The sequence below is a fragment of the Microbacterium pygmaeum genome, from assembly GCF_900100885.1.
Classification (GTDB): domain Bacteria; phylum Actinomycetota; class Actinomycetes; order Actinomycetales; family Microbacteriaceae; genus Microbacterium; species Microbacterium pygmaeum.
Genome location: NZ_LT629692.1, coordinates 3,186,625 through 3,207,952, shown reverse-complemented (window position 1 = coordinate 3,207,952; position 21,328 = coordinate 3,186,625). Strand labels below are relative to the sequence as shown.

19 protein-coding genes are annotated in these 21,328 nt (G+C 70.5%); 11 read left to right on the top strand and 8 right to left on the bottom strand.

What is annotated here, in order from left to right; genetic code table 11:
• Nucleotides 1-11 precede the first annotated feature (11 nt).
• The 3 genes from BLT19_RS15440 to BLT19_RS15430 are packed head-to-tail and all read right to left on the bottom strand — an operon-like array spanning nucleotide 12 to nucleotide 3,264.
• Complete coding sequence (locus BLT19_RS15440) at nucleotides 12-1,214, bottom strand: DUF4350 domain-containing protein (RefSeq protein ID WP_231917684.1); 1,203 nt, start codon at nucleotides 1,212-1,214, stop codon at nucleotides 12-14.
• On the bottom strand, nucleotides 1,211-1,897 hold the full coding sequence (locus BLT19_RS15435; RefSeq protein WP_157681875.1) for a DUF4129 domain-containing protein: 687 nt from the start codon (nucleotides 1,895-1,897) through the stop codon (nucleotides 1,211-1,213). The genes BLT19_RS15440 and BLT19_RS15435 overlap by 4 nt, the downstream gene beginning before the upstream one ends.
• Nucleotides 1,888-3,264, bottom strand: coding sequence for a glycerophosphoryl diester phosphodiesterase membrane domain-containing protein (locus BLT19_RS15430; RefSeq protein WP_091492077.1), 1,377 nt, complete (start codon nucleotides 3,262-3,264; stop codon nucleotides 1,888-1,890). Before BLT19_RS15430 ends, BLT19_RS15435 begins: the two co-directional genes overlap by 10 nt.
• Before the next feature lie 205 nt (nucleotides 3,265-3,469).
• Between BLT19_RS15430 and mtrA the strand changes: the two genes are divergently transcribed.
• From mtrA to hpf, 5 genes are all read left to right on the top strand, one after another.
• Nucleotides 3,470-4,150, top strand: a complete 681-nt coding sequence (gene mtrA, locus BLT19_RS15425; protein WP_091492074.1) for an MtrAB system response regulator MtrA — start codon at nucleotides 3,470-3,472, stop codon at nucleotides 4,148-4,150.
• A gap of 8 nt (nucleotides 4,151-4,158) precedes the next feature.
• On the top strand, nucleotides 4,159-5,895 hold the full coding sequence (gene mtrB / locus BLT19_RS15420; protein ID WP_091492071.1) for an MtrAB system histidine kinase MtrB: 1,737 nt from the start codon (nucleotides 4,159-4,161) through the stop codon (nucleotides 5,893-5,895).
• The gene (locus BLT19_RS15415) at nucleotides 5,892-7,574 is read left to right on the top strand and encodes an LpqB family beta-propeller domain-containing protein (protein ID WP_091492068.1); all 1,683 of its coding nucleotides are present in this window, start codon (nucleotides 5,892-5,894) and stop codon (nucleotides 7,572-7,574) included. Before mtrB ends, BLT19_RS15415 begins: the two co-directional genes overlap by 4 nt.
• A 49-nt stretch (nucleotides 7,575-7,623) precedes the next feature.
• The gene (locus BLT19_RS15410; protein WP_231917683.1) at nucleotides 7,624-8,355 is read left to right on the top strand and encodes a ComF family protein; all 732 of its coding nucleotides are present in this window, start codon (nucleotides 7,624-7,626) and stop codon (nucleotides 8,353-8,355) included.
• Between the two features lie 109 nt (nucleotides 8,356-8,464).
• Nucleotides 8,465-9,121, top strand: coding sequence for a ribosome hibernation-promoting factor, HPF/YfiA family (gene hpf / locus BLT19_RS15405; protein WP_091492066.1), 657 nt, complete (start codon nucleotides 8,465-8,467; stop codon nucleotides 9,119-9,121).
• A gap of 61 nt (nucleotides 9,122-9,182) precedes the next feature.
• On the opposite strand, the gene BLT19_RS15400 is transcribed toward hpf, so the two are convergent.
• The 3 genes from BLT19_RS15400 to BLT19_RS15390 form a co-directional block, all read right to left on the bottom strand.
• The gene (locus BLT19_RS15400) at nucleotides 9,183-10,502 is read right to left on the bottom strand and encodes a coiled-coil domain-containing protein (protein WP_091492063.1); all 1,320 of its coding nucleotides are present in this window, start codon (nucleotides 10,500-10,502) and stop codon (nucleotides 9,183-9,185) included.
• Between the two features lie 162 nt (nucleotides 10,503-10,664).
• The gene (locus BLT19_RS15395) at nucleotides 10,665-12,395 is read right to left on the bottom strand and encodes a DEAD/DEAH box helicase (RefSeq protein ID WP_172825706.1); all 1,731 of its coding nucleotides are present in this window, start codon (nucleotides 12,393-12,395) and stop codon (nucleotides 10,665-10,667) included.
• Nucleotides 12,396-12,467: 72 nt separating this feature from the next.
• Nucleotides 12,468-13,088: a PadR family transcriptional regulator gene (locus BLT19_RS15390; RefSeq protein ID WP_091492058.1), complete on the bottom strand. Its 621-nt coding sequence runs from the start codon at nucleotides 13,086-13,088 to the stop codon at nucleotides 12,468-12,470.
• Between the two features lie 167 nt (nucleotides 13,089-13,255).
• Here BLT19_RS15390 and secA point away from each other — a divergent pair, with 167 nt between their 5' ends.
• From secA to BLT19_RS15375, 3 genes are all read left to right on the top strand, one after another.
• Complete coding sequence (gene secA, locus BLT19_RS15385; RefSeq protein ID WP_091492056.1) at nucleotides 13,256-16,072, top strand: preprotein translocase subunit SecA; 2,817 nt, start codon at nucleotides 13,256-13,258, stop codon at nucleotides 16,070-16,072.
• Between the two features lie 75 nt (nucleotides 16,073-16,147).
• Nucleotides 16,148-17,374: a pyridoxal phosphate-dependent aminotransferase gene (locus BLT19_RS15380; protein WP_091492054.1), complete on the top strand. Its 1,227-nt coding sequence runs from the start codon at nucleotides 16,148-16,150 to the stop codon at nucleotides 17,372-17,374.
• A 52-nt stretch (nucleotides 17,375-17,426) separates the two neighbouring features.
• Nucleotides 17,427-17,774 carry a hypothetical protein gene (locus tag BLT19_RS15375; protein ID WP_091492052.1) on the top strand — a complete coding sequence of 116 codons (348 nt, stop codon included), beginning with the start codon at nucleotides 17,427-17,429 and terminating at the stop codon, nucleotides 17,772-17,774.
• Between the two features lie 39 nt (nucleotides 17,775-17,813).
• On the opposite strand, the gene BLT19_RS15370 is transcribed toward BLT19_RS15375, so the two are convergent.
• Nucleotides 17,814-18,218, bottom strand: coding sequence for an Rv3235 family protein (locus tag BLT19_RS15370; protein WP_091492050.1), 405 nt, complete (start codon nucleotides 18,216-18,218; stop codon nucleotides 17,814-17,816).
• A 128-nt stretch (nucleotides 18,219-18,346) separates the two neighbouring features.
• Here BLT19_RS15370 and BLT19_RS15365 point away from each other — a divergent pair, with 128 nt between their 5' ends.
• Complete coding sequence (locus BLT19_RS15365; RefSeq protein ID WP_091492047.1) at nucleotides 18,347-18,952, top strand: hypothetical protein; 606 nt, start codon at nucleotides 18,347-18,349, stop codon at nucleotides 18,950-18,952.
• A 25-nt stretch (nucleotides 18,953-18,977) separates the two neighbouring features.
• Here the strand turns inward: BLT19_RS15365 and BLT19_RS15360 are convergent, their stop codons facing one another.
• Nucleotides 18,978-19,259, bottom strand: coding sequence for a helix-turn-helix domain-containing protein (locus tag BLT19_RS15360; protein ID WP_091492044.1), 282 nt, complete (start codon nucleotides 19,257-19,259; stop codon nucleotides 18,978-18,980).
• A 98-nt stretch (nucleotides 19,260-19,357) separates the two neighbouring features.
• Here BLT19_RS15360 and BLT19_RS15355 point away from each other — a divergent pair, with 98 nt between their 5' ends.
• Together BLT19_RS15355 and BLT19_RS15350 are read left to right on the top strand one after the other, a co-directional pair.
• Entirely contained in the window at nucleotides 19,358-19,984 is a 627-nt protein-coding gene (locus tag BLT19_RS15355) for an SAF domain-containing protein (protein WP_091492041.1), read from the top strand.
• Entirely contained in the window at nucleotides 19,981-21,276 is a 1,296-nt protein-coding gene (locus BLT19_RS15350) for an AAA family ATPase (protein ID WP_091492039.1), read from the top strand. Before BLT19_RS15355 ends, BLT19_RS15350 begins: the two co-directional genes overlap by 4 nt.
• The last annotated feature ends 52 nt before the right edge of the window (nucleotides 21,277-21,328 follow it).

Below are 21,328 nucleotides of genomic sequence, written 5' to 3'. Positions count from 1 at the left end.
GCTCGGATCGGTCATTCGGGAGTCCTTTCGGGTCGTACCGCGGCGCGGACCGCGTTCTCGAGTGCGCGCAGGCGGGAGCTGAGAGAGAGCAGGTCGGCGTCGGTGCTGGGCAGCTCGGTGATCAGCACGCCGTGCACGGTGCCGCGGTCGGCGCCTGATCGGGATGCCGCAGCATCCGCGATCTCGTCCGCAGACGCGGCCGCGCCGAGGCCGAGCAGGCGGGCCAGCCGGCCGAGCGCGCCGATGCGCAACTGGTCGGCGGCATGCAGCGGGTCTCGGGCCTCGGCGTAAAGGCGCGCCCGGCCCTCGGCCGTCTCGGAGCCGCGGACCGTCACGGGCAGCCGCTCGCTGACCAGCGGACCGAACCGGCGGCCGCGCCAGATCGCCGCAGCCAGGGCCGCGACCAGCAGCAGGACGATCACGGGGCTGACCCACGGCGGGGTCAGCTCGCCCAGCGTCCGATCCCCGGCGGCCAGATCGCTGTCAGCCAGCCCCGGCATGTACCAGACGAGGGTCGGGCTGCCGCCGAGGAGATTCACCGCGAGGGCGGCGTTGCCGTTGCGCGCGAGGTTCCCATTCGTGAACAGCTCGCGCGCATCGACGGCCACCGCCGTTCCCGAACCGTGTGGGGCCGACAGCAGCCCCCAGCCGTCGTCGACCGGGTAGCACGCCTGCATGCCCTCCTCAGGGGAGAACAGCGCACCCGGCGCGACACTCCCGGCACGCACGGCGGCGCGCACGTCGCAGTCCGGCCTCGCCGCGCCCCCGGTATTGAATCCCTGGGCGATGCCGCCACCCAGGACGACGCGGAGGGTCCGTGATCGCGGATCGAGCACAACCACGTCTGCGGCAGCGTCCGTCACCGTCTCCAGCGCCTCGTCCGACAGTGCCGGGGCGTCGGTGAGGGCCAGTGTCGCCGGACCACCGGCGAGGGCGTTCTCGGCGGCTGCGCGGTCACGCACGACGACGACATCGATGCCGTGCTCGCCGAGGATCTGCACGAGCGCCCTGGAACCGTTCGCGCCCGCCGACTCGGGATCGAGCACATCGCGCTGGGTCCACTGCCCGATCCCCGCGAGCAACGAGCCGGCCGTGCCGACGCCGATCAGCACGAGGGCGATCGCGATCCATGCGGCGATCCGGCGGCGGCGATCCGGCCGCGGTGTCGACGTGTCGCCGGAGTGCACGCCGACCGCCTCGGAGGTGGTGCTCACGACGTCGCCTCCGCTGGGGCTGACGCGCGCGGACGGGCGGCGACCGCTGCGTCGTCGACGCCGGCGACCGTCGCGTAGAGCGCGGCCGTCCCGGGCCGTCGCAGGTAGCGCACATCGTCGAAGGCGGCTGCGGCCGACTCGAGCCGATCCGCGATCGCGGGCATCGCGGCGGCGGCCGCCCGCGCGAAGGCGTGGACGGTGGCGCCGGGGGGAGTCTCGACGATCCCGCGCTCGTCGAGCCCTCGCGCCAGCGCCCGGAAGCGCAGGATGATCGCGGCATCCCACTCGCCCGATGCTGCACGGGATGCCGCATCACAGCGCAGTTCGGCGGCAGTGCGCTGTTCGGCAGCGCCGAAGACGATGGCGCTCTCTCGCGCCCGGCGGGTCACCTGGGGCCGGCCCCAGATCAGGAACGCCGCGACGATGACCAGAACGATCACGACGGCGGCGATGACCGCGACCCACGGCCCCCATCCGCCGGAGAGCTCGGTGCCGAACAGCCGACCGAGGAAGTCGCCGATCGCCTGCGCGATGCGGTCGATCGGCGTGGGCTGCGCTTCCGCGTAGGCGGGCTTGCTCAATTCGCGCTCGGCCCACTCGCGCGCCTCATCGCCGTCCGGCGTCAGGGGCGGGACGGCGTCGGCGAGGAGCGCGACCCACGCGCCGCGTGCGGCTAGGACCACGGCGAGTCGGGATCGACGGGTTCGGCGGGCGTCCCCGGGGCGGTCCAGTGCTCGGACGAGGGTTGCTCGTCCGCCGGCGGCGTCGCGGCGGCGGGTGCCGTCACGGGCCGTGTCGGGGCCGGCGGCTGCGGCGCGGCGAAGGGCGGCGCGTCGCGGTATCCCGAAGGAGGGGCGTCCTGCGGCGCGGGGTACCGCGGCGCGGGATACTGCTGCGCCGGGTACGGCGCCGTCGCTGGGTGTTGCGGCGGCGGGCCGGAGGGACCGGGCGCGTACGGCGGGTATCCGGGTGGGGGGTAGCCATACGCGGGCGCGGGAGCCCGCGGGGCGATCGTGCGACCGATGTTCTGGCGGTACGGGTCAGGGAGCCCGACGGCACCGTCGTCGCGGCGCTCGACGTAGCCGAGCAGGTCGAGATCCAGCCCCTCGCGCCGCATGCGGCAGTCGATGTAGATCAGCGCGGTGGCCGTGGCCTGCACCACCACCGCGACCGACTGGATGAGCAGGGTCACGATCTGGGTGAGCACGACCGCGATGAGGATTCCGATGATGGCGGCCGGCTCCGGATCGCCGGTCGGGCTGATGATCGTGGTCAGCCCCGAGGTGAGGAACGAGAACGGGATGCTGATGACCTGGCTGATCCCGCCGAACACCAGCGAGATCAGCACGATGACCCCGAGCGCCGCCCAGAAGCGCCCGCGGATGAGCGTCCACGACCGGACGATCGCGCCGCGGATGGTGGCGTGCTCCAGGATGATCGTGGAGCCGACCAGCAGCAGCTTGGTCGACAGCCACAGCCACAGCGGAATCGCCGCCAGGATCACGAAGACGGTCAGGCCGATCGCCAGCGGGAGTGCGGCGACGCCGATCACGAACAGGACTGCGGCCACGATGGCGATCGCCAGCAGCGCCGCGAACGACAGCAGGAACGCGTACCCGATCAATCGCCAGGCGACCGGCTTGACCTGCTGCCACAACGCGCGCAGTGTCAGCTTCTCGGCGACCGCGGCATGGGCCACCTCAGTGACCACGACGGCCTGCACGATCACTCCGAGGGCGCCGGCGGCAAGACCCAGCACGAGACCGGTGATCGCCGTGATCGCGATCGATCCCGCCATCACGGCTTCGAACTCGTCGGTTCCCGGTCGCAGGGTGTCCAGACGCGTGAAAGAGGCGATGGCCGCGCCGCCGACGGCCAGGAGCACGAGCACGTACGCGGCCGTCTGCACGCCGAGCGCGAAGCCGAGGAGCACCCGCGGGTTGTGACGAAGAGCCGAGAACGAGCGGCCGAGGATCGTGCCGAACGTCAACGGGTGCAGGGGGATGATCCCGGGCCGGGATGCCGGCGTCCAGGCCGGATAGGCGGTCACGGATGCCCCTCCTCGTGCGGTCGTCGGGCAGGTCGGGCTGTTCCCATCGTGTCATACCCCTCATGCGCGCCGGCGGCACGGACAGCCGCCGCACTGGGGACGTTAGGCCTGCGCACAGCCGCCGTCGACTACTCTGTGGGGAGCACTGGGGTCGGCGCGCGAACGGCCATGCCCCGGCACGAACACGGAGGACGAAACGCGCGAGATGACATCACGCATCCTGGTGGTCGACGACGACACCGCTCTGGCCGAGATGATCGGCATCGTGCTGCGCACCGAGGGATTCGAGACGGTGTTCTGTGCGGACGGAGTGAAGGCTGTCGATGTCTGGCGCGCGGAGCGGCCCGACCTGATCCTGCTCGACCTGATGCTCCCCGGCATGGACGGCATCGAGATCTGCAACCAGGTGCGCGCCGAATCGGGCGTCCCCATCATCATGCTGACCGCGCGCACCGACACCGCGGACGTGGTCAAGGGTCTGGAATCAGGTGCCGACGACTACATCGTCAAACCCTTCAACCCGAAGGAGCTCGTCGCCCGCATCCGCACCCGCCTCCGCCCGGCCTCGCAGCCGGCCGGTGACGTGCTGCGCATCGGCGACCTCACCGTCGACGTGGCCGCGCACGAGGTGCGCCGCGACGAGGAGCCCATCGCCCTGACGCCGCTGGAGTTCGAGTTGCTCGTGGCACTGGCCTCCAAACCGCAGCAGGTGTTCTCGCGCGAGATGCTGCTCGAGCAGGTGTGGGGCTACCACTACAAGGCCGACACGCGTCTCGTGAACGTGCACGTGCAGCGCCTGCGCGCCAAGGTCGAGCTCGATCCCGACAACCCCAAGATCGTCACCACGGTGCGCGGCGTCGGCTACCGCGCCGGCGCGGTCGTCTAGGTCGACCCATGGCGCCGGCCAGCGCGCCGACCGCGGCAACCCGCGTCGCACTGCACACGCTGCGAGACTGGCGCTCGTGGCCGGACAGTCTGGCGAGCCTCTGGCGCCGTTCGCTGCGATTCCGCACCATCCTGATCACGCTGGCCCTCACCGCCCTCGCGATCGTCGTCGCCTGCATCTGGATGGCGCTGGCGATCCAGAACGACCTCTTCCAGGCGCGCAAGGACCAGGTGCTCGCCGACTCGCAGCGTGCAACCGAAGCAGCCCAGGGCATCCTGGACGCCGCAGCCCCGCAGGGCGACAGCGCCCGTCTGCAGAGCCTCATGAACCTGGTCGGCACGGAGCTGACCCAGCAGTCCACGAGCGACCTCATCCGCACGTTCCGTATCGACCGGTCCACGTCGCAGATCGCTCCGCAGGACATCACCACAGGTCTGGGCGAGGACATCATCTCCGACGAGCTGCGCGACACGGTGCGCGCCGACGACACGCGCCAGTGGTGGCAGTCGGTGTCGCTGCCCACTGAGGACGGCGATGTACCAGGGATCGTGGTGGGCCAGCAGCTGAACGTCCCCGACGTCGGCGGCTACGAGCTGTACCTCGCCTACGACCTGGACAGCGCGTCGCAGACCCTCGGCTTCGTCCACACGACCCTGTGGGTCGTGGGCATCGGGCTCGTACTGCTGATCGGAGCGATCTCGTGGTTCGTGCTGCGCTCGGTCACCACCCCGATCGGCGAGGCGGCCGACACCAGCGCGAAGCTCGCCGCGGGCGAGCTCGGCGTCCGACTGCCGGTGCGCGGAGAGGATGAACTGGCGACGCTCGGCCGCTCGTTCAATGCGATGGCCGACAGCATCGAATCGCAGATCAAGGAGCTCGCCGACCTCTCGCTCGTGCAGCAGCGATTCGTCTCGGACGTCTCGCACGAGCTGCGCACGCCGCTGACGACGATCCGGCTGGCCGCCGACATGATCAACGATCAGCGCGCCGACTTCGACCCGTCGACCGCCCGCGCAGCAGAGTTGCTGAACGCCCAGGTGCAGCGGTTCGAGACGCTGCTGACCGACCTGCTCGAGATCAGCCGGTACGACGCCGGTTCGGTGCAGCTCGAACTCGAGCCGACCAGTCTCGCTCACCTCGCCGCCGACGTCATCGGCTCGATGCAGCAGCTGGCCGAGCAGCACGGCACCGACGTGCGGCTGGTGGCTCCCGGCGGCTACTCGCCCGTCGAGATGGACCCGCGACGCATCCGGCGCATCGTCCGCAACCTGCTCGGCAACGCCATCGAGCACGGCGAAGGCCGCCCGATCGTCGTGACCGTCGACAGCGACCAGCAGGCTGTCGCCCTCGGCGTGCGCGACTACGGCCTGGGGATCAAGCCGGACGACCTGGAGCGGGTCTTCGACCGGTTCTGGCGCGCGGACCCCTCGCGGACCCGCACGATCGGCGGCACCGGGCTGGGGCTGTCGATCGCCCTCGGCGACGCACGACTGCACGGCGGTGAGCTCGCGCTCTGGTCCGAGGTCGGCCGCGGATCGCATTTCGTGCTCACCCTGCCGCGCGATCTCGCGTCCGAGCGGACCGGGACGCGGCTGACCGCGCCGTCGCCGATTCCCGCCGACCCCGGCGATGACGCGGTCGCAGCAATCGATGCGCTCGGTCTCACCCAGCCCATCGAGGTGATCGACGTCGCCGCCGCGCGTGCCGCGAGCCGCGATGCCGAGCGAGCGGGAGGCGGCTCGTGAGCGCTCGCCGCGGCATCCTCTCCTCAATCCTCGTCGTGGCCGCCCTCGTCCTCAGCGCCTGTGCCGGGCTGCCGACGGGCGGTCCGGTCAACGAGGGACGCGAAGCGGGGACGGATGCCGGCACACCCGACTTCTCGTTCGTGCCCGACCGCCCTCAGCCCGGCTCGTCACCGGAGCAGATCGTCGAGGGCTTCATACGGGCCGGTTCCGGCCCCGGCCCCGGCGCCGACTGGGAGACCGCACGGCTGTTCCTCGCACCCTCCATCCGCGAGACCTGGCTGCCCGAGGCGAGCGTCACGGTCGACCTGCTGGGCGACCGGCAGTATGCCGCGCCGACCACGGGCGCGGTCTCGCTGTCGCTCGTCAGCGTCGCCACGATCGATGCCGCCGGATCCTACGAGCCCTCCGACGCCGTCGAGACCACGCTCGGGTTCGAGCTGGCCCAGCAGGACGACGGCGAATGGCGCATCACCGAGGCGCCGGATGGCATCGTGCTGGATCGCGACAACTTCGCGAGGGTCTTCCACCGCTACTCGCTGATGTACTTCGATCCGACCTGGCAGTACCTCGTGCCCGACGTGCGCTGGTTCGCCGCGACGAACTCCGCAGCCCGCATCACCGCCGCGCTGGTGGACGGCTCGCCCAGCAGCTGGCTGGCTGAATCCGTGCTCAACGCCTTCCCGGAGAGCGTCGAGGCCCAGCCCTCAGTGCCGATCGAATCCGGGATCGCCCAGGTCCAGCTCAGCGCCAACGCCCTGAACCTCGATCAGGCCACGCTGAACCGCATGCAGACGCAGCTGACGGCGAGCCTGGCCACCGCCTCCGTCGCCGGCGCGCAGATGTCGGTGGCCTCCGCGCCGCTGACCGCCGAACCGGTCTCGACGCGCTCGACGCGCGTCACGGGGCCGCCGCTGGTGGAGACGACCGACGGCTTCGGGTTCCTCTCCGGTGACGAGCTCACCCCGATCGCCGGTCTCAGCGACACGATGACCAGCCTCGCGCCGCGTCCCGTCTCGATTCAGGTGTCGGCGCAGCGCGACCTCGCCGCGGTGCGCCTCGCCGACGGATCGGTGGCACGGGTCACGGCGGACGGCGATGTCACGATCGTCGACGCCCGCCCTGGTCTGGTGGATCCCAGCGTCGACGCACAGGGATTCGTCTGGAGCGTTCCGCGCGACCGGCCGACCGACGTCGAGGTGTTCTCCGGAACGGACCGCCTCCTTGTCGCGGCGGCGTGGCCCGGCGCGACGCAGATCACGGCGATGGCGGTCTCCCGCGACGGCACCCGTGTGGCCGCGCTCGTGCAGTCGGGGGGAACCCCCTCCGTCTGGATCGCGGGGATCGTCCGCGACGCGGAGAACCAGCCCCTGCGACTGGGCGCGCCGATCGTGCTCGGCGCCGTCGCGGAGACCGGAACGGGCATCGCGTGGGTCGATGACACCACCGTCGCGGTGCTCTCGGTCACTCCGGAGAACTCGATGGTGACCGAGCAGCTCGTCGGCGGGCCGTCCACGTCGACGGACGCGCCAGGGGCGGTCGCGATCGCGGGCGCCACCTCGGTCTCGACGGTGCGGTTGCGCGCCGACGACGGGTCGCTGTACGTCAAGCGCGGATCCAACTGGGCGCGGACGGCCATCGGCATCCTGGTCCTGTCCACGCAGCAGGGCTCGCCGGGGTGATCGGGCGCAGTTCCCTCCCCAGCCCGCCGGCTGCCGCGTCGATAAACGGATGCCGGGACTCGGCGCCGCCGCTGTGCGCGAGCGCGCCACGGTGGGCGGTATGGATGACGGCGCGTGGCTTCGCTCGACGATCCGCGGTGCGCTCTACGAGGCGCTGGCGCTGGTGTTCCCCGTCTGGTGCGCGGGGTGCGACGAACCGGATGTCGTGCTCTGCGAGACCTGCGTCGCGGCGCTGCGACCGGTGCCCACACGGCGCATGCCGACGATCGAGGGCGTGCCGGTCTGGAGCGGCCTGCGCTTCGACGGCGTCACGGCACGGGTGATCCGCGCGGTGAAGGAGGAGGGGCGCACAGCGCTCGCGCGGAATCTGGCGCCGGCGCTGCGCGCCGCCGTCGAGGCGGCCGGCTCCGCGGCATCCGCTCGCCCTTCCGACCGCATCACGATCGTTCCCCTGCCGACCTCGCGCGCCGCCTACCGACGCCGCGGGTACCGGGTCGTCGAGCTCATCGCCGCCCGTGCCGGGCTCGAGTGCCGACGCCTTCTCGTGCCGGCCCGAGGGACCGCCGATCAGCGGGGTCTGGGCATCGCGCAGCGGCGGGACAATGTCGCTTCCGCCCTGCGGTCCAGGGACGCCACGGGGCTGCGGATCCTCGTCATCGACGACGTCGTGACGACCGGGGCGACCCTCGCCGAGGCCGCGCGCGCCCTGCGGGCGGCGGGCGCCGAGGTGGTCGGGGCGGCGACCGTCGCGGCCACGCCCCGCTATCTCAACGAGAGGTGAACCATTCGAAACTCACAGGTGACAGGGTCGGTGTCGCGGGATAGCGTGGGGACGACAAGGCGACTCATGGTCCGCCCTTGACCGGGTGGACCGGAACAAGGAGGCAGGGATGGAAACCAGCATCGTCGGCGTCGGAGTGGGAATCACAGATCGGTTCCGCTCAGTGGTCGAAGACAAGGCTGCTCGCATCGATAACCTCGCCCCACGCGCGCAACGCGTGGATGTCAAGGTGACCCATCGTGCCTATCACAACGGCCGCGTCGAAGACGAGACCGTCGAGCTCACGCTCACCGGCAAAGGACCGCTCGTGCGGGCCGAGGCGACCGACGGCGACAAGTTCGCTGCGCTCGACATGGCCGTCGACAAGCTGTGCGAACAGCTCCGGCGCGCGAAGGACAAGCGCGTCGACGCGCGCAACCACCCCCGCGGTGCGAAGTTCGAGAAGGAGAGCGGGGAGATCTCCGGGATCGATGTGCAGCCGGCATCCGAAGAGGTGATGCGGGCCGTCGCCACCGGCGAGATCCCGATCATCACCGGCAACGAGGACGAAGCGGACTACACGCCGGTCGTCATCCGGACGAAGGAGTTCGACCCGGAGTGGATGTCCGTCGAGGAGGCCGTGGATCGGATGGAGCTCGTCGGACACGACTTCTTCCTCTTCATCGACGCGCGCACCGACCACCCGAGCGTCGTGTACCGGCGCAAGGGCTGGGACTACGGTGTCATCTCGCTGACCACGCAGAACGCGCCCGTCGTGGTGGCCTGACCTGCAACGTCGAAGGCGCGGCTCCCCGAGGGGGACCGCGCCTTCGGCGTTCGTGCGTCAGCTAGTCGAACATGTCGCCGAGCAGGCCGCCGATGACCAGGCCGCCGAGGATGCCGCCCATCGCGTCGCCCATCCCGCCACCGCGCCGGCCGCCGCCCTGCGGACCGCCCCAGCCCGGATCCTGCGGGCGTGACGAGTCGATGTCGCGCTGCGCCAGCTGCAGCGCCTCGCTGGCGAGCGCACCGGCGCGGCGGGCGAGGCCCATCGCCTCTTCGCGGGTGTCCTCGTCGGCGACCATGGGCTCGGCATCGGTCCGGGTCCGCTCGGCTTCGGCCAGGCGGGTACGTGCATCGGCGCCGATCCAGCCGCGGTGTCCGGCGATCACGTTGCGGGCGACGGCGATCTGGCGGTCGGCATCGTCAAGGGAGTGCCGTACGTGCGGGATCGAGGGGATGGGGCGCGCCTCGCGTTCGCGGGCGACCGCGATCGCGGCATCCAGCCCGCTATTGGCCTCGCGCAGCTGCGAGAGCTCCGCGAACGGATCCGCCTTCGCGCCGGCGGGCGAGAGCGCGCGAAGCGCAGCCTCCAGAACGGTCACCGCGGAGGCGACGGCAGGCACGGCGGGTGCCTGGCGGGCCGCGACGAGGTCGCCGCGCGAGTCGGCGATCACATCGGCCAGCGTGGATTCGGCGCGAAGCGCCTCGATCTCGAAGTCCTCGATGCCGTCGATGATCGCCCCGGCGCGGCGCACGGCCTCGGTCGCCGTCTCGAGCGCGAGGTTGGCCTCTTCGGCGCGTTTGGCCTCGCGCCTGCGCGTCGAGACGTCGGCGCTGTGCGTGGCGAAGACGAGCAGCTGCTCCGCCTCATCGGCACCGGAGGCGACCTGGCGCACGGCCTCCTCGCTGTAGCGCTGCGAGAGCCGCTCCAGCGTGCTGCGGGCATGGGGGAGCCGTTCGCCGAGGGTCACCGTGTCTGCCCGCACCTGCTCGAGGATCTCCGGCGCGCGCCGGACACGCTCGATGTCCTTCTCGAGCGTCGCGGTGCGATCATCCAGCAGGTCATCGGCCCACTCGCACAGCTGGAGGATGCGGGTGTTGCGGGTGCGCAGCTCTTCGGGGGTGTCCGGGATCTCGTCGTGGTTCAGCTGGTGCAGCTGGAACGCCTCGCCGAGGTGATGGCGGACGGCGGCCAGTGCCGTGCGCAGCTCGGTCGTCGGTCCCTCGCCGAGTTCGGCGATCGCGAACTCCAGCTCGTCGGTGGTGGTGCGCACCCGCTCGTCCACCGACACGAGTGCGCGCTGCGCCTCCCGTGCGAGGTCGGCGTCCTGCGCATCCTGTGCCGCCTGCTCTTCGCGCTTCCGTCTGCCCCACAGTCCAGCCATGCTTCGATCCTAGGTTCGCGCGGCTGACCGTTCGCTCGGGTTCGCGGCCAGCGGAGCGGGTTGGGCCGCTCCGCCGTCGCGAATCGTCCGTCGCGAGCTCCTGGTCGGCCGGTTGGCGACAGGGGAGCGGGCCGGCCGGGGGAGGAGAGCGGATGCCGCTGGTCAGCTGTCGTACGAGCCCTTGTGCCGGGGCTTTCGGGGCGGACGGTCGTCGGAGGAACGCCGGGCGGGGCCGCCTGAGTCGGGCCGCAGCTCGATGAGCTTGCCCGAGATGCGGGTATCGGCCAAGCGCTCCAGGGTGCCTGCGGGCAGATCCGCCGGGAGCTCGACGAGCGAGAAATCGGGACGGATCTGGATCGCCCCGAAGTCGCCCCGGCTGAGGCCGCCCTCGTTGGCGAGGGCGCCGACGATCTGACGGGGCTCGACGCGGTGGCGCTTGCCGACGGCGATCCGGTAGGTCGTCAGGCGTCCGTTGTTCGGGCGCTGACGGCGCGCCGGGCGCTCGCCGCGTTCGTCGCGATCGAACCGGCCCGGACGATCGCCGCGATCGGGGCGGTCTTCGAACTCGCGCTTGGGGCGGACCGGCTCCGGCTCCAGAAGCAGCGGCGACTCGCCCTGGGCGACGACGGCCAGGGCGGCGGCGACGTCGACCTCGGGCACGTCGTGGTTGCGCACGTAGTGGGCGATGACGTCGCGGAACCCGTCGATGCGCTCGGTCTGCCCGAGCGCGGCGGTGATGCGGTCATCGAATCGCGCGAGGCGCGTGACATTCACATCGTCGGCGGTCGGCAGCTGCATGAGGGTGAGCGGCTGACGCGTGGCGCGCTCGATCGCGTTGACGAGACCGCGCTCGCGCGGGGTGACGAAGCTGATCGCGTCGCCGGAGCGTCCCGCGCGCCCGGTGCGGCCGATGCGGTGCACGTACGACTCGGTGTCGGTCGGGATGTCGAAATTGACCACGTGCGAGATGCGCTCGACGTCCAGGCCGCGGGCTGCGACGTCGGTGGCGACGAGGATGTCGAGTTTGCCGGACTTGAGCTGGTGGACGGTGCGCTCGCGTTGCACCTGTGCGATGTCGCCGTTGATCGCCGCAGCCGAGTAGCCCCGGGCCCGCAGCTTCTCCGCGATCTCCTCAGTGGCGCTCTTGGTGCGGGCGAAGACGATCATCCCCTCGAAGTTCTCCACCTCGAGGATCCGGGTCAGGGCGTCGATCTTCTGCTGGTACGACACGATCAGGTAGCGCTGCGAGATCGTCGCCGAGGTCGTGGTCTTGGTCTTGACCGTGATCTCTTCCGGGTCGTGCAGGTACTGCTGCGAGATGCGCCGGATCGCCGCGGGCATCGTCGCCGAGAACAGCGCGACCTGCTTCGTGGAGGGCGTGTCCTTGAGGATCGTCTCGACGTCTTCGGCGAAGCCCATCTTCAGCATCTCGTCGGCTTCATCCAGGACGAGGTATTTGAGCTCCGACAGGTCCAGCGTGCCCTTGTCGAGGTGGTCCATGATGCGACCGGGAGTCCCGACGATGACGTGCACGCCGCGACGGAGCGCCGACAGCTGCACGCCGTAGCCCTGACCGCCGTAGACGGGCAGCACATGGACGCCCTTGACGTGCGACGCGTACTTCTCGAACGCTTCGCACACCTGCAGCGCGAGCTCGCGGGTCGGTGCCAGCACGAGCGCCTGCGGGGTCTTCTGCGAGACGTCCAGACGGTCCAGGATCGGCAGCGCGAAGGCCGCCGTCTTCCCGGTGCCGGTCTGGGCGAGACCCACGACGTCGCGGCCGGCCAACAGCGTCGGAATCGTCGCCGCCTGGATGGCGGAGGGGGTCTCGTAGCCGACATCGCTGAGTGCCTTGAGCACTGCGTCGCCCAGCCCCAGGTCGGAGAACGTCATCGGGGCGGGCTCGGCGGGAGCCTCGACCTCGACGGAGACATCGTCAGTGGACACAGTTCAGGGTAGTCCTCGTCACCGGATCTCGTGACGGGCGGAGGCGGTGCCGACGGGGCGCGGTGGCCGGCCGCGCTTGGGCCGCTCGGCGGTCGGCTCCAGTTCCAATGCATGATCCGGATGCTGCGCCAGCACGCTCTCGGCATGTTCGAGCCACCTCACCTCGGCCTCGGCCGCGAAGACGAGCGAGTCGGCCACGAGGACGGATGCCACGGCCTCCGCGCTCCCGGGCGCGCCCGCCTCGTCGCGGGCGCGTCGCGCCTGCGCGAGGCGAGCGGCCGAGGCGTCGCGTTGCGCGCGCACCAGCGCCCGGCCGTCCACCCCTGGAAGGGTCGCCGCCACCGCGATCTTGATCGCGAGTTCGTCCCGTGGCGGAGCGGAACGCAGGACCGGGTGCTCCAGCCAGCCGGCGAGGTCGGCGCGACCGGCATCCGTGATCTCGTAATAGACGTGCCCCTGCGCATCGCTTTCGCCCTTCGCGACGAGCCCGTCGCGCTCGAGCCGGTCCAGGGTGCTGTAGATCTGGCCGACATTCAGCGGCCACGTCCCGCCGGTGCGCCGGTCGAACTCCGTTCGCAGCTGATAGCCGTAGCAGGCGCCCCGGCTGAGGATCGCCAGCAGGCTCTGTCGCACCGACATCGTGAGCTCCTCGCATCCATACCGGGTATTGATTACCGAGTATGGCATCCATGCATCCAGCCCACTCCAAGGTCACAGACCGGTAACATGAGCGGGTATGCCTGTGCGCCGTTGTGCCGGGCGGCACCGGCGCCGGCGGCGCCGCACCCGACAGATGGAGATCTTCCGTGGCCAACGCTCTCGAGAAACTGCTTCGCGCCGGAGAGGGACGCATCCTCCGCCGGCTGCAGCAGGTCGTGAAGGCGGTCAATGCCCTCGAAGAGGACTACTCGCACCTCACCGATGAGGAACTGCGCAACGAGACCGCCGAGCTGCGCGCCCGCTTCGAGGCCGGCGCCACGCTCGACCAGCTGATGCCCGAGGCGTTCGCCGCCGTCCGCGAGGCCGCCAAGCGCACCCTCGGTCAGCGCGCCTACGACGTCCAGATCATGGGCGGCGCGGCCCTGCACCTGGGCAACATCGCCGAGATGAAGACCGGTGAGGGCAAGACCCTGACCGGTGCATTCCCGGTCTACCTGAACGCGATCGCCGGCAAGGGCGTGCACGTGATCACCGTGAACGACTACCTGGCCTCGTACCAGTCCGAGCTGATGGGCCGCATCTTCCGCGCGCTGGGCATGACGACGGGCACGATCGTCGCCGGGCAGACCCCCGAGATCCGCCGCCAGCAGTACGAGGCCGACCTCACCTACGGTACGAACAACGAGTTCGGGTTCGACTACCTGCGCGACAACATGGCCTGGCGCAAGGAGGATCTCGTCCAGCGCGGTCACTTCTTCGCGATCGTCGACGAGGTCGACTCGATCCTCATCGACGAGGCGCGCACGCCGCTGATCATCTCCGGACCGTCCTCGGGCGAGGCGAACCGCTGGTTCGTCGAATTCGCCAAGATCGCAAAGACCCTCGACGCGGGCGTGGACTACGAGGTCGACGAGAAGAAGCGCACCATCGGCGTGCTCGAGCCCGGCATAGAAAAGGTCGAGGACTACCTCGGCATCGACAACCTGTACGAGTCGGCGAACACACCGCTCATCTCGTTCCTGAACAATTCGATCAAGGCGCTGGCGCTGTTCAAGCGCGACACCGACTACGTCGTCATGAACGACGAGGTCATGATCGTCGACGAGCACACCGGGCGCATCCTGGTCGGCCGCCGCTACAACGAGGGCATCCACCAGGCCATCGAGGCGAAGGAGGCCGTGCCGGTCAAGGCCGAGAACCAGACGCTGGCCACCGTCACGCTGCAGAACTACTTCCGCCTCTACGAGAAGCTCGCCGGCATGACCGGTACCGCCGAGACCGAGGCGGCCGAGTTCATGTCCACCTATCAGCTGGGTGTCGTTCCGATCCCGACGAACAAGCCGATGATCCGCAAGGACCAGTCCGACCTCGTCTACAAGAACGAGCAGGCCAAGTTCGATCAGGTCGTGGAAGACATCGCCAAGCGGCACGCGACCGGGCAGCCCGTGCTGGTCGGCACCGTCAGCGTCGAGAAGAGCGAGTACCTCTCCCGGCTCCTGGCCAAGAAGGGCATCAAGCACGAGGTCCTCAACGCGAAGAACCACGCGCGCGAGGCCGAGATCGTCGCCCGTGCCGGCCGGCTCGGCTCGGTCACCGTCGCGACGAACATGGCCGGCCGCGGCACCGACATCATGCTCGGCGGCAACGCGGAGTTCCTCGCCGTCTCGGAGATGAAGGCCAAGGGCCTCGACCCGGTGGAGACGCCGGACGAGTACGAGGCCGAGTGGGATGCCGTGTACGAAGGCACCCGCGACACGGTCGCCGAAGAGGCGGGCAAGGTCGTCGCCGCCGGGGGGCTCTACGTCCTCGGCACCGAGCGGCACGAGTCTCGTCGCATCGACAACCAGCTGCGCGGACGCTCCGGCAGGCAGGGCGACCCGGGCGAGAGCCGCTTCTACCTCTCGCTGACCGATGACCTCATGCGCCTGTTCCAGTCCGGCGCAGCCGAGGCGATCCTGGCCCGCACGAACTTCCCCGACGACGTCGCGATCGAATCGACGATGGTCAGCCGCGCGATCAAGAGCGCGCAGTCGCAGGTCGAGGCGCGCAACGCCGAGATCCGCAAGAACGTCCTCAAGTACGACGATGTCCTGAACCGTCAGCGCGAGGCGATCTACTCCGATCGCCGCCACATCCTGCAGGGCGATGACATCGCGGACCGCGTGCAGCACTTCATCGAAGACGCCATCAACGCCGTCATCGACGACCACACCTCGACCGGTCACACCGAGAGCTGGGACTTCGACGCCCTCTGGACCGAGCTGAAGACGCTCTACCCGGTGTCGGTCACGATCGACGAGGTCGTCGCCGAGGCGGGTACCAGGGGCCGCATCACTCCGGACGGTCTCAAGCGCGAGATCCGGTCGGACGCGATGATCGCCTACGGCGCGCGCGAGGAGACGCTCGGGGCCGCGGCCACGCGCGAGCTCGAGCGCCGCGTCGTCCTGCAGGTGCTCGACCGCCGCTGGCGCGACCACCTGTACGAGATGGACTACCTCAAGGACGGCATCGGCCTGCGCGCGATGGCCCAGCGCGACCCGCTGATCGAATACCAGCGCGAGGGCTTCCAGATGTTCCAGTCGATGATGGGGCAGATCAAGGAGGAGTCGGTCGGCTACCTCTACAACCTCGAGGTGGAGGTCCGTCGCCCTGCCGAAGGCGAGGGCGAAGTCGTCGCCGAGGTCGAGGCGAAGGGTCTGGGCGCGGCACCGGTCGAGGGTCAGCGTCTCCAGTATTCGGCGGCCAACGACGCCGGCGAGGTCGAGGTGCGCAACGACCGCGGGCAGGTGCAGCAGGCGGCGACCAGTCGCGTGCGGCAGGCTGCGGCGGCAGCATCCGCCGCGTCTGCACCGGCCGCTCCCGTGGCCGAAGCTCCGCGCGGAGCGTTCGGACAGCGGACCGACGCCGCGGCACCGGCTCCGCAGAACCGCGCCGAGCGCCGCGCCGCCGACAAGCGCAAGTAGCCCGACCCCCGGCCGCCCGGCCACAGGGCCAGCGGAGGTCGATTGGCTCGCTTCGGCCGGGGATATCCTGAACCGATGAGTCCCCTCCGTCACCTCGACCAGTCGAGCAAGCTCCGAGACGTCCTCTACGAGATCCGCGGCCAGGCGCTCGTGGAGGCGGACCGCCTCGAGAACGAGGGTCACACGATCCTCAAGCTCAACACGGGCAACCCCGCAGTCTTCGGCTTCGAGGCCCCCTTCCAGATCGTGCGCGACATGATCGAGGCGATTCCGCACGCGCATGGCTACAGCGACAGCCGCGGCATCATCTCGGCCCGCCGGGCCGTCGTCTACCGCTACGAGCAGGACCCCACCTTCCCGCCGTTCGGCCCCGACGACGTGTACCTCGGCAACGGGGTCTCCGAGCTGATCACGATGACGATGCAGGCGCTGCTGGACGAAGGCGACGAAGTCCTGATCCCCGCTCCGGACTATCCGCTGTGGACTGCCATGACCAGCCTCGGCGGCGGAACACCGCTGCACTATCGCTGCGACGAGTTGAACGGCTGGCAGCCCGACCTCGAGGACATCCGCGCGCAGATCACTCCGCGCACGAAGGCGATCGTCGTGATCAACCCGAACAACCCCACGGGCGCCGTCTACCCCCGTGAGGTGCTCGAGGGGATCGCCCAGATCGCCCGCGAGCACTCGCTGCTGATCCTCGCCGACGAGATCTACGACCGTATCCTCTTCGACGACGCCGTCCACGTGCCGATGGCTTCGGTCGCACCGGACCTGCTGTGCCTCACCTTCAACGGGCTGTCCAAGACCTATCGGGTCGCGGGCTACCGATCGGGGTGGATGGTCATCACCGGTCCGAAGGATCATGCCCGCGGCTTCCTGGAGGGAATCCAGCTGCTCGCCTCCACCCGCCTGTGCCCGAACGTCCCCGCCCAGCACGCCGTCCAGGCCGCGCTGTCGGGCGTGCAGTCGATCGACGCGCTGATCGGTCCGGCCGGCAGGCTGCTCGAGCAGCGGGATGCCGCGTGGCAGAGCCTCGAGGCGATCCCCGGCGTCAGCTGCGTCAAGCCCGAGGGTGCGCTCTATGCGTTCCCGCGCCTGGATCCCGACGTCTACGAGATCCACGACGACGCGAAGCTCGTCTACGACTTCCTGGTCGCCGAGCATGTGCTCCTGGTGCAGGGCACCGGCTTCAACTGGCCGACGCCCGACCATCTGAGGATCGTCACCCTGCCCGAGGCTCGCGTGCTCACCGAAGCTGTGGAACGCCTGGGCAATTTCCTCTCGTCCTACCGCCAGTAGCGGCTCGTCAAGCCCCTTCAGCACCGGCGGGCGCCGATCGTACGGTGAGCGCATGGCTATCGAACTGAATCAGCCCGCGCTCACGCATGCGCGGGCGCTGGTGCGCGAAGGCAAGGTCGTCACCGACGACCGCGACGACTGGTCGGAGGCCGCTCCGACCGCCGACGAGGAGAACGCGTTCATCGAACGCGAAGGGTGGACCGCCTACTCGCACTGGCATATGGGCATCGACAAGTCCGAGAACGCGGAGACGAAGGGACGCTACTCGTTCCCGTTCGGCGACTTCCGCAGGGTGCATCGCGCGGGCGTCATCGCGGGTGAGAGCAGGGCGGGTCAGTTCGACCACATCGAGATCCGCGACGCACTGAAGAAGCTGCTGGAGCTGATCGACGGCGAGTGACGCCTCGCCAGTGCCTCTGCGGCCGTGGTCGGCGAAGGCTCAGAGCAGGGCGAGGAAGGTGGTGCGCCACCGTCCGTCGAGGCCCTCCAGGCGCATCGTGACGGCGCGGGTGCGCGATGGCGTCTCGACGATGGACACCGCTTCCACGACGCCGTCGGCAGGGAACGAGCAGCGCACCGATCGGATCACGTGGACGGGGCGACGAGCGGGGACGCCGCGTGCGCTGCGGGCGCGCGTGGCGAGATTCGCCCGGGCCAGCAGACCTCGGTACGCGTCTTCGGTGAGCCAGCGCGCGACCTGCTCCGGTTCGCGGACGCCGGCGAAGATCTCCAGGACACCACGGGTGATGTTGCGTACGAACACATCGGGATCGGGCAGGTCGGCCGAAGGAGTGCGCTGCGGAGCGAAGAACTCCGAGAGTTCGCTGGCGTCGTGGGGAGACATGTTCGCCGATCGTCGTGGTGCTGAATCTTGGCGAGAAGTACAGCACACGGCGAACTCACAGGAAAGGTCGCGCAGGCGGCTGTGGATAACTTCTCATCGATTCATCATGTTCGGCCTAACCTCGCCGGATGCGCTGGGACAGGTTCTTCGACGACCTCGAGGATCAGCTCGCTTCGGAGTGGGAGGCCGAGCGCGCCGCGCTGGACACGGAGGCCGAGCGCCTGCGACTTTCGCGAGTCGCGCTGCGCGATCGGCTGCACGCCCTCATCGCGCGGGACCGCGATGCGCCGACCCCGTCGTTCGAATTCTCCGACGGCACGAGGCTCGCCGCAGAGGTCACCGGGGTGGGCGCCGACTGGGTGGCCGTGGAGACCCCGGCCGCCCGCGGCGGTGCGCTTCTGGTACCGCTCGGCGCGATCGTGGAGATCGGGATGCCGCACGCCGACGTGCTGCGCACCGCACGCCCCGGACCTGCGCCCTCGAGCCTCGTCGATCGGATGACGCTCGGCTTCCTGGTGCGCGACCTCGTCCGGCGCCGCGTCGCGGTCGCGATCGCGCTGAGAACCGGTCGGGTGCTCTCCGGCACGATCGACCGCGCCGGGGCGGACCACCTCGACATCGCCCTGCACGATCCCGGCACGCCACGACGGGCGGATCTGGTCACCGGGCACCGCGTGGTGCCGTTCGGCTCCATCTCCTGGATCCGCCTCGAAGCCGGCGTCGCGATCGGCTGAGGCCGACTCGTCCCGAGCGGAGCTCTCAGTCCGCCTGGGGGAGGACGCCGGTGCCCCACAGTTCGGGGAAGCTCGCCTCGTTCGACTGCCGCCACAGGGCGATGCGCCGGGCTTCTTCGGCCTGCTCGTCGAGGTACTCGGCGATGCTCGCCTCCTCGACCCTCCACCGCGCCGGCGAACCGACGCGCAGGCCCCGCAGCCGGCGATGCTCGACCAGGCTCATCACCTCGTCCACGGTGACGCCGAGGATCTCGGCGACCTGGGCGGGAGCCAGCAGGCGCACGTCGGACGTCGGGGAGTCGGGCATGGCCCCATTATCGCCACGGACCATCGGACCGCCTGCATCCGCGTGGGCGCTGTGGATAACCTCCGAGGCATTTTCGTGCGCTGCGTCACGATGGTCTCATGACAGCTCTTGAGCCGGTCCGCGCACGACCGCGCGCGTTCTGGGCGGACATGCGGTTCTTCCTCGGAATCGTCCTGGTGGCGGCATCGGTGGCGGGCGTCTGGTTCGTGGTCTCGGCATCCCGCCAGACCGTCCCGGTCTTCGCCGCCGCACGCACCATCGTTCCCGGCGAGGCCGTCTCCGGGGACGACGTGCGCGTCGTCGATGTCGCACTCGGCCAGGTCGGCGGTGCCTACCTCGATGCCGACGCGCTGACCGACGGTCTGGTCGCGGTGCGCACGATCGAATCGGGGGAGCTCGTGCCGCAGAGCGCGGTCGGCGACGCCGCGGCCGCCCATACCACCAGCGTTGTGCTGCGCAGCGCGGTCGACGTGCCGGGCTCGGTCGAGGCCGGCACCGTGGTCGAGGTCTGGGCGGCACCCCAGATCGAGGGCGGATACGACGAGCCGCGGATCCTGGTCGCCGATGCCACGGTGGTCTCGGTCACCCGGGACGATTCGATGATCGGCGCCGGCTCGGCCGCCCTCGAGCTGGTGATCGCGCGATCGGAGGTGGCCGCGATGCTCGCCGCGATGGCGGACGAGGCGGCACTTTCGGTCGTTCCCACTACGGGAGCGACCAGGTGAACGTGCTCGTCGCCGTCGATGCACCCGTCGGTGACGATCTCGCGGCGGGGCTGCGGCGCGAGGGCATCGCGGTGGTCGGCGTCGTCGAGGCATCCGCTCTGCTCCTCCTGGCCGACGACGGCGCCCTCGGCGAGGAGGCGGAGCGCATCGCCGCCGCGCTCACCTCAGCCGACACCGTCGTCCTCGGCACCACCAGACGCACCCTCACTGCGTCGGTCGTCGCGCTGTGCGACCGCTCCGCAGTGCGGATCATCGCGCTGTGCGAACGCAGCGAGGACGAGCGGATCGCAGCCGCCTTCGGCGTGGACCCGGCGCTCGCGCTCGATGTCCAGCCGTGGCGGCTCGCCGAGGTGATCGCCTCGCCGGGCAGAGACGGCGTGCCGTCGAGCCGAGCGGATGCCGGTGCGCCCCCGACGCCGGCTGCCGCCGTCGCGTCATCGCCGAAGGTGATCGCAGTGTGGGGGCCCGGCGGTGCGCCTGGCCGCTCCACGATCGCCATCGAGCTCGCCGTGGAACTCGCGCGGGGCGGGCGCCACGTCGGTCTGGTCGATGCGGACTCGCACGCGCCCTCGATCGCGCTGCTGCTGGGCATGGCCGACGAGGCTCCTGGCTTCGCCGCGGCATGCCGGCAGGCGGAGCTCGGCGGCCTCGACGCGCGTGAGCTGACGCGCATCAGCGCGCCGCTCTCCCGAACCGGCGTCGACGTCCTCACCGGGATCAACCGGCCCTCACGATGGCCGGAACTCACCGCGGCACGCGTGGCCGCGGCGCTCACGTCCTGCCGGGACTGGGCCGACTACACCGTGGTCGACGTGGCGGCCCCGCTGGAGCGCGACGAGGAGATCGTCAGCGACCTGGACGGACCGCGCCGCAACGCCGCCACGCTGGCCGCCCTGCAGACGGCCGATCTCGTCGTCGCGGTGGCGGGCGCGGATCCGCTCGGTGTGTCGCGTTTTCTGCGCGCATACCCGGAACTGCGGGCGACGATCGGTGCGACGCCGGTGGCGGTGCTGGCCAACCGGCTCCGGCCCGGGGCGCTGGGCATCGACGCCCGCGGTCAGGTGCGGCGCACCCTGGACCGCTTCGGCGGAATCGATGCCGTGTCGTTCGTGCCGTCCGATCCGCGGAGTGCGGATGCCGCACTGCTGGCCGCCCGCCCGATCGCCGAGGTCTCGCCGCGGTCCCCGATCGCCCTGGGGGTGCGGCGCTTCGTCGGAGAGTCCGTCGCGCCGACCGTCGAACTGCGCACCCGCTCGCGGCGTGCCCTTCGTGTCGGGCGCACCGCCGCCTGACGACGTCGCGCGGACGCGCCGGAGCCGGCGTGCGGGGCCGGCGTGCGAGAGG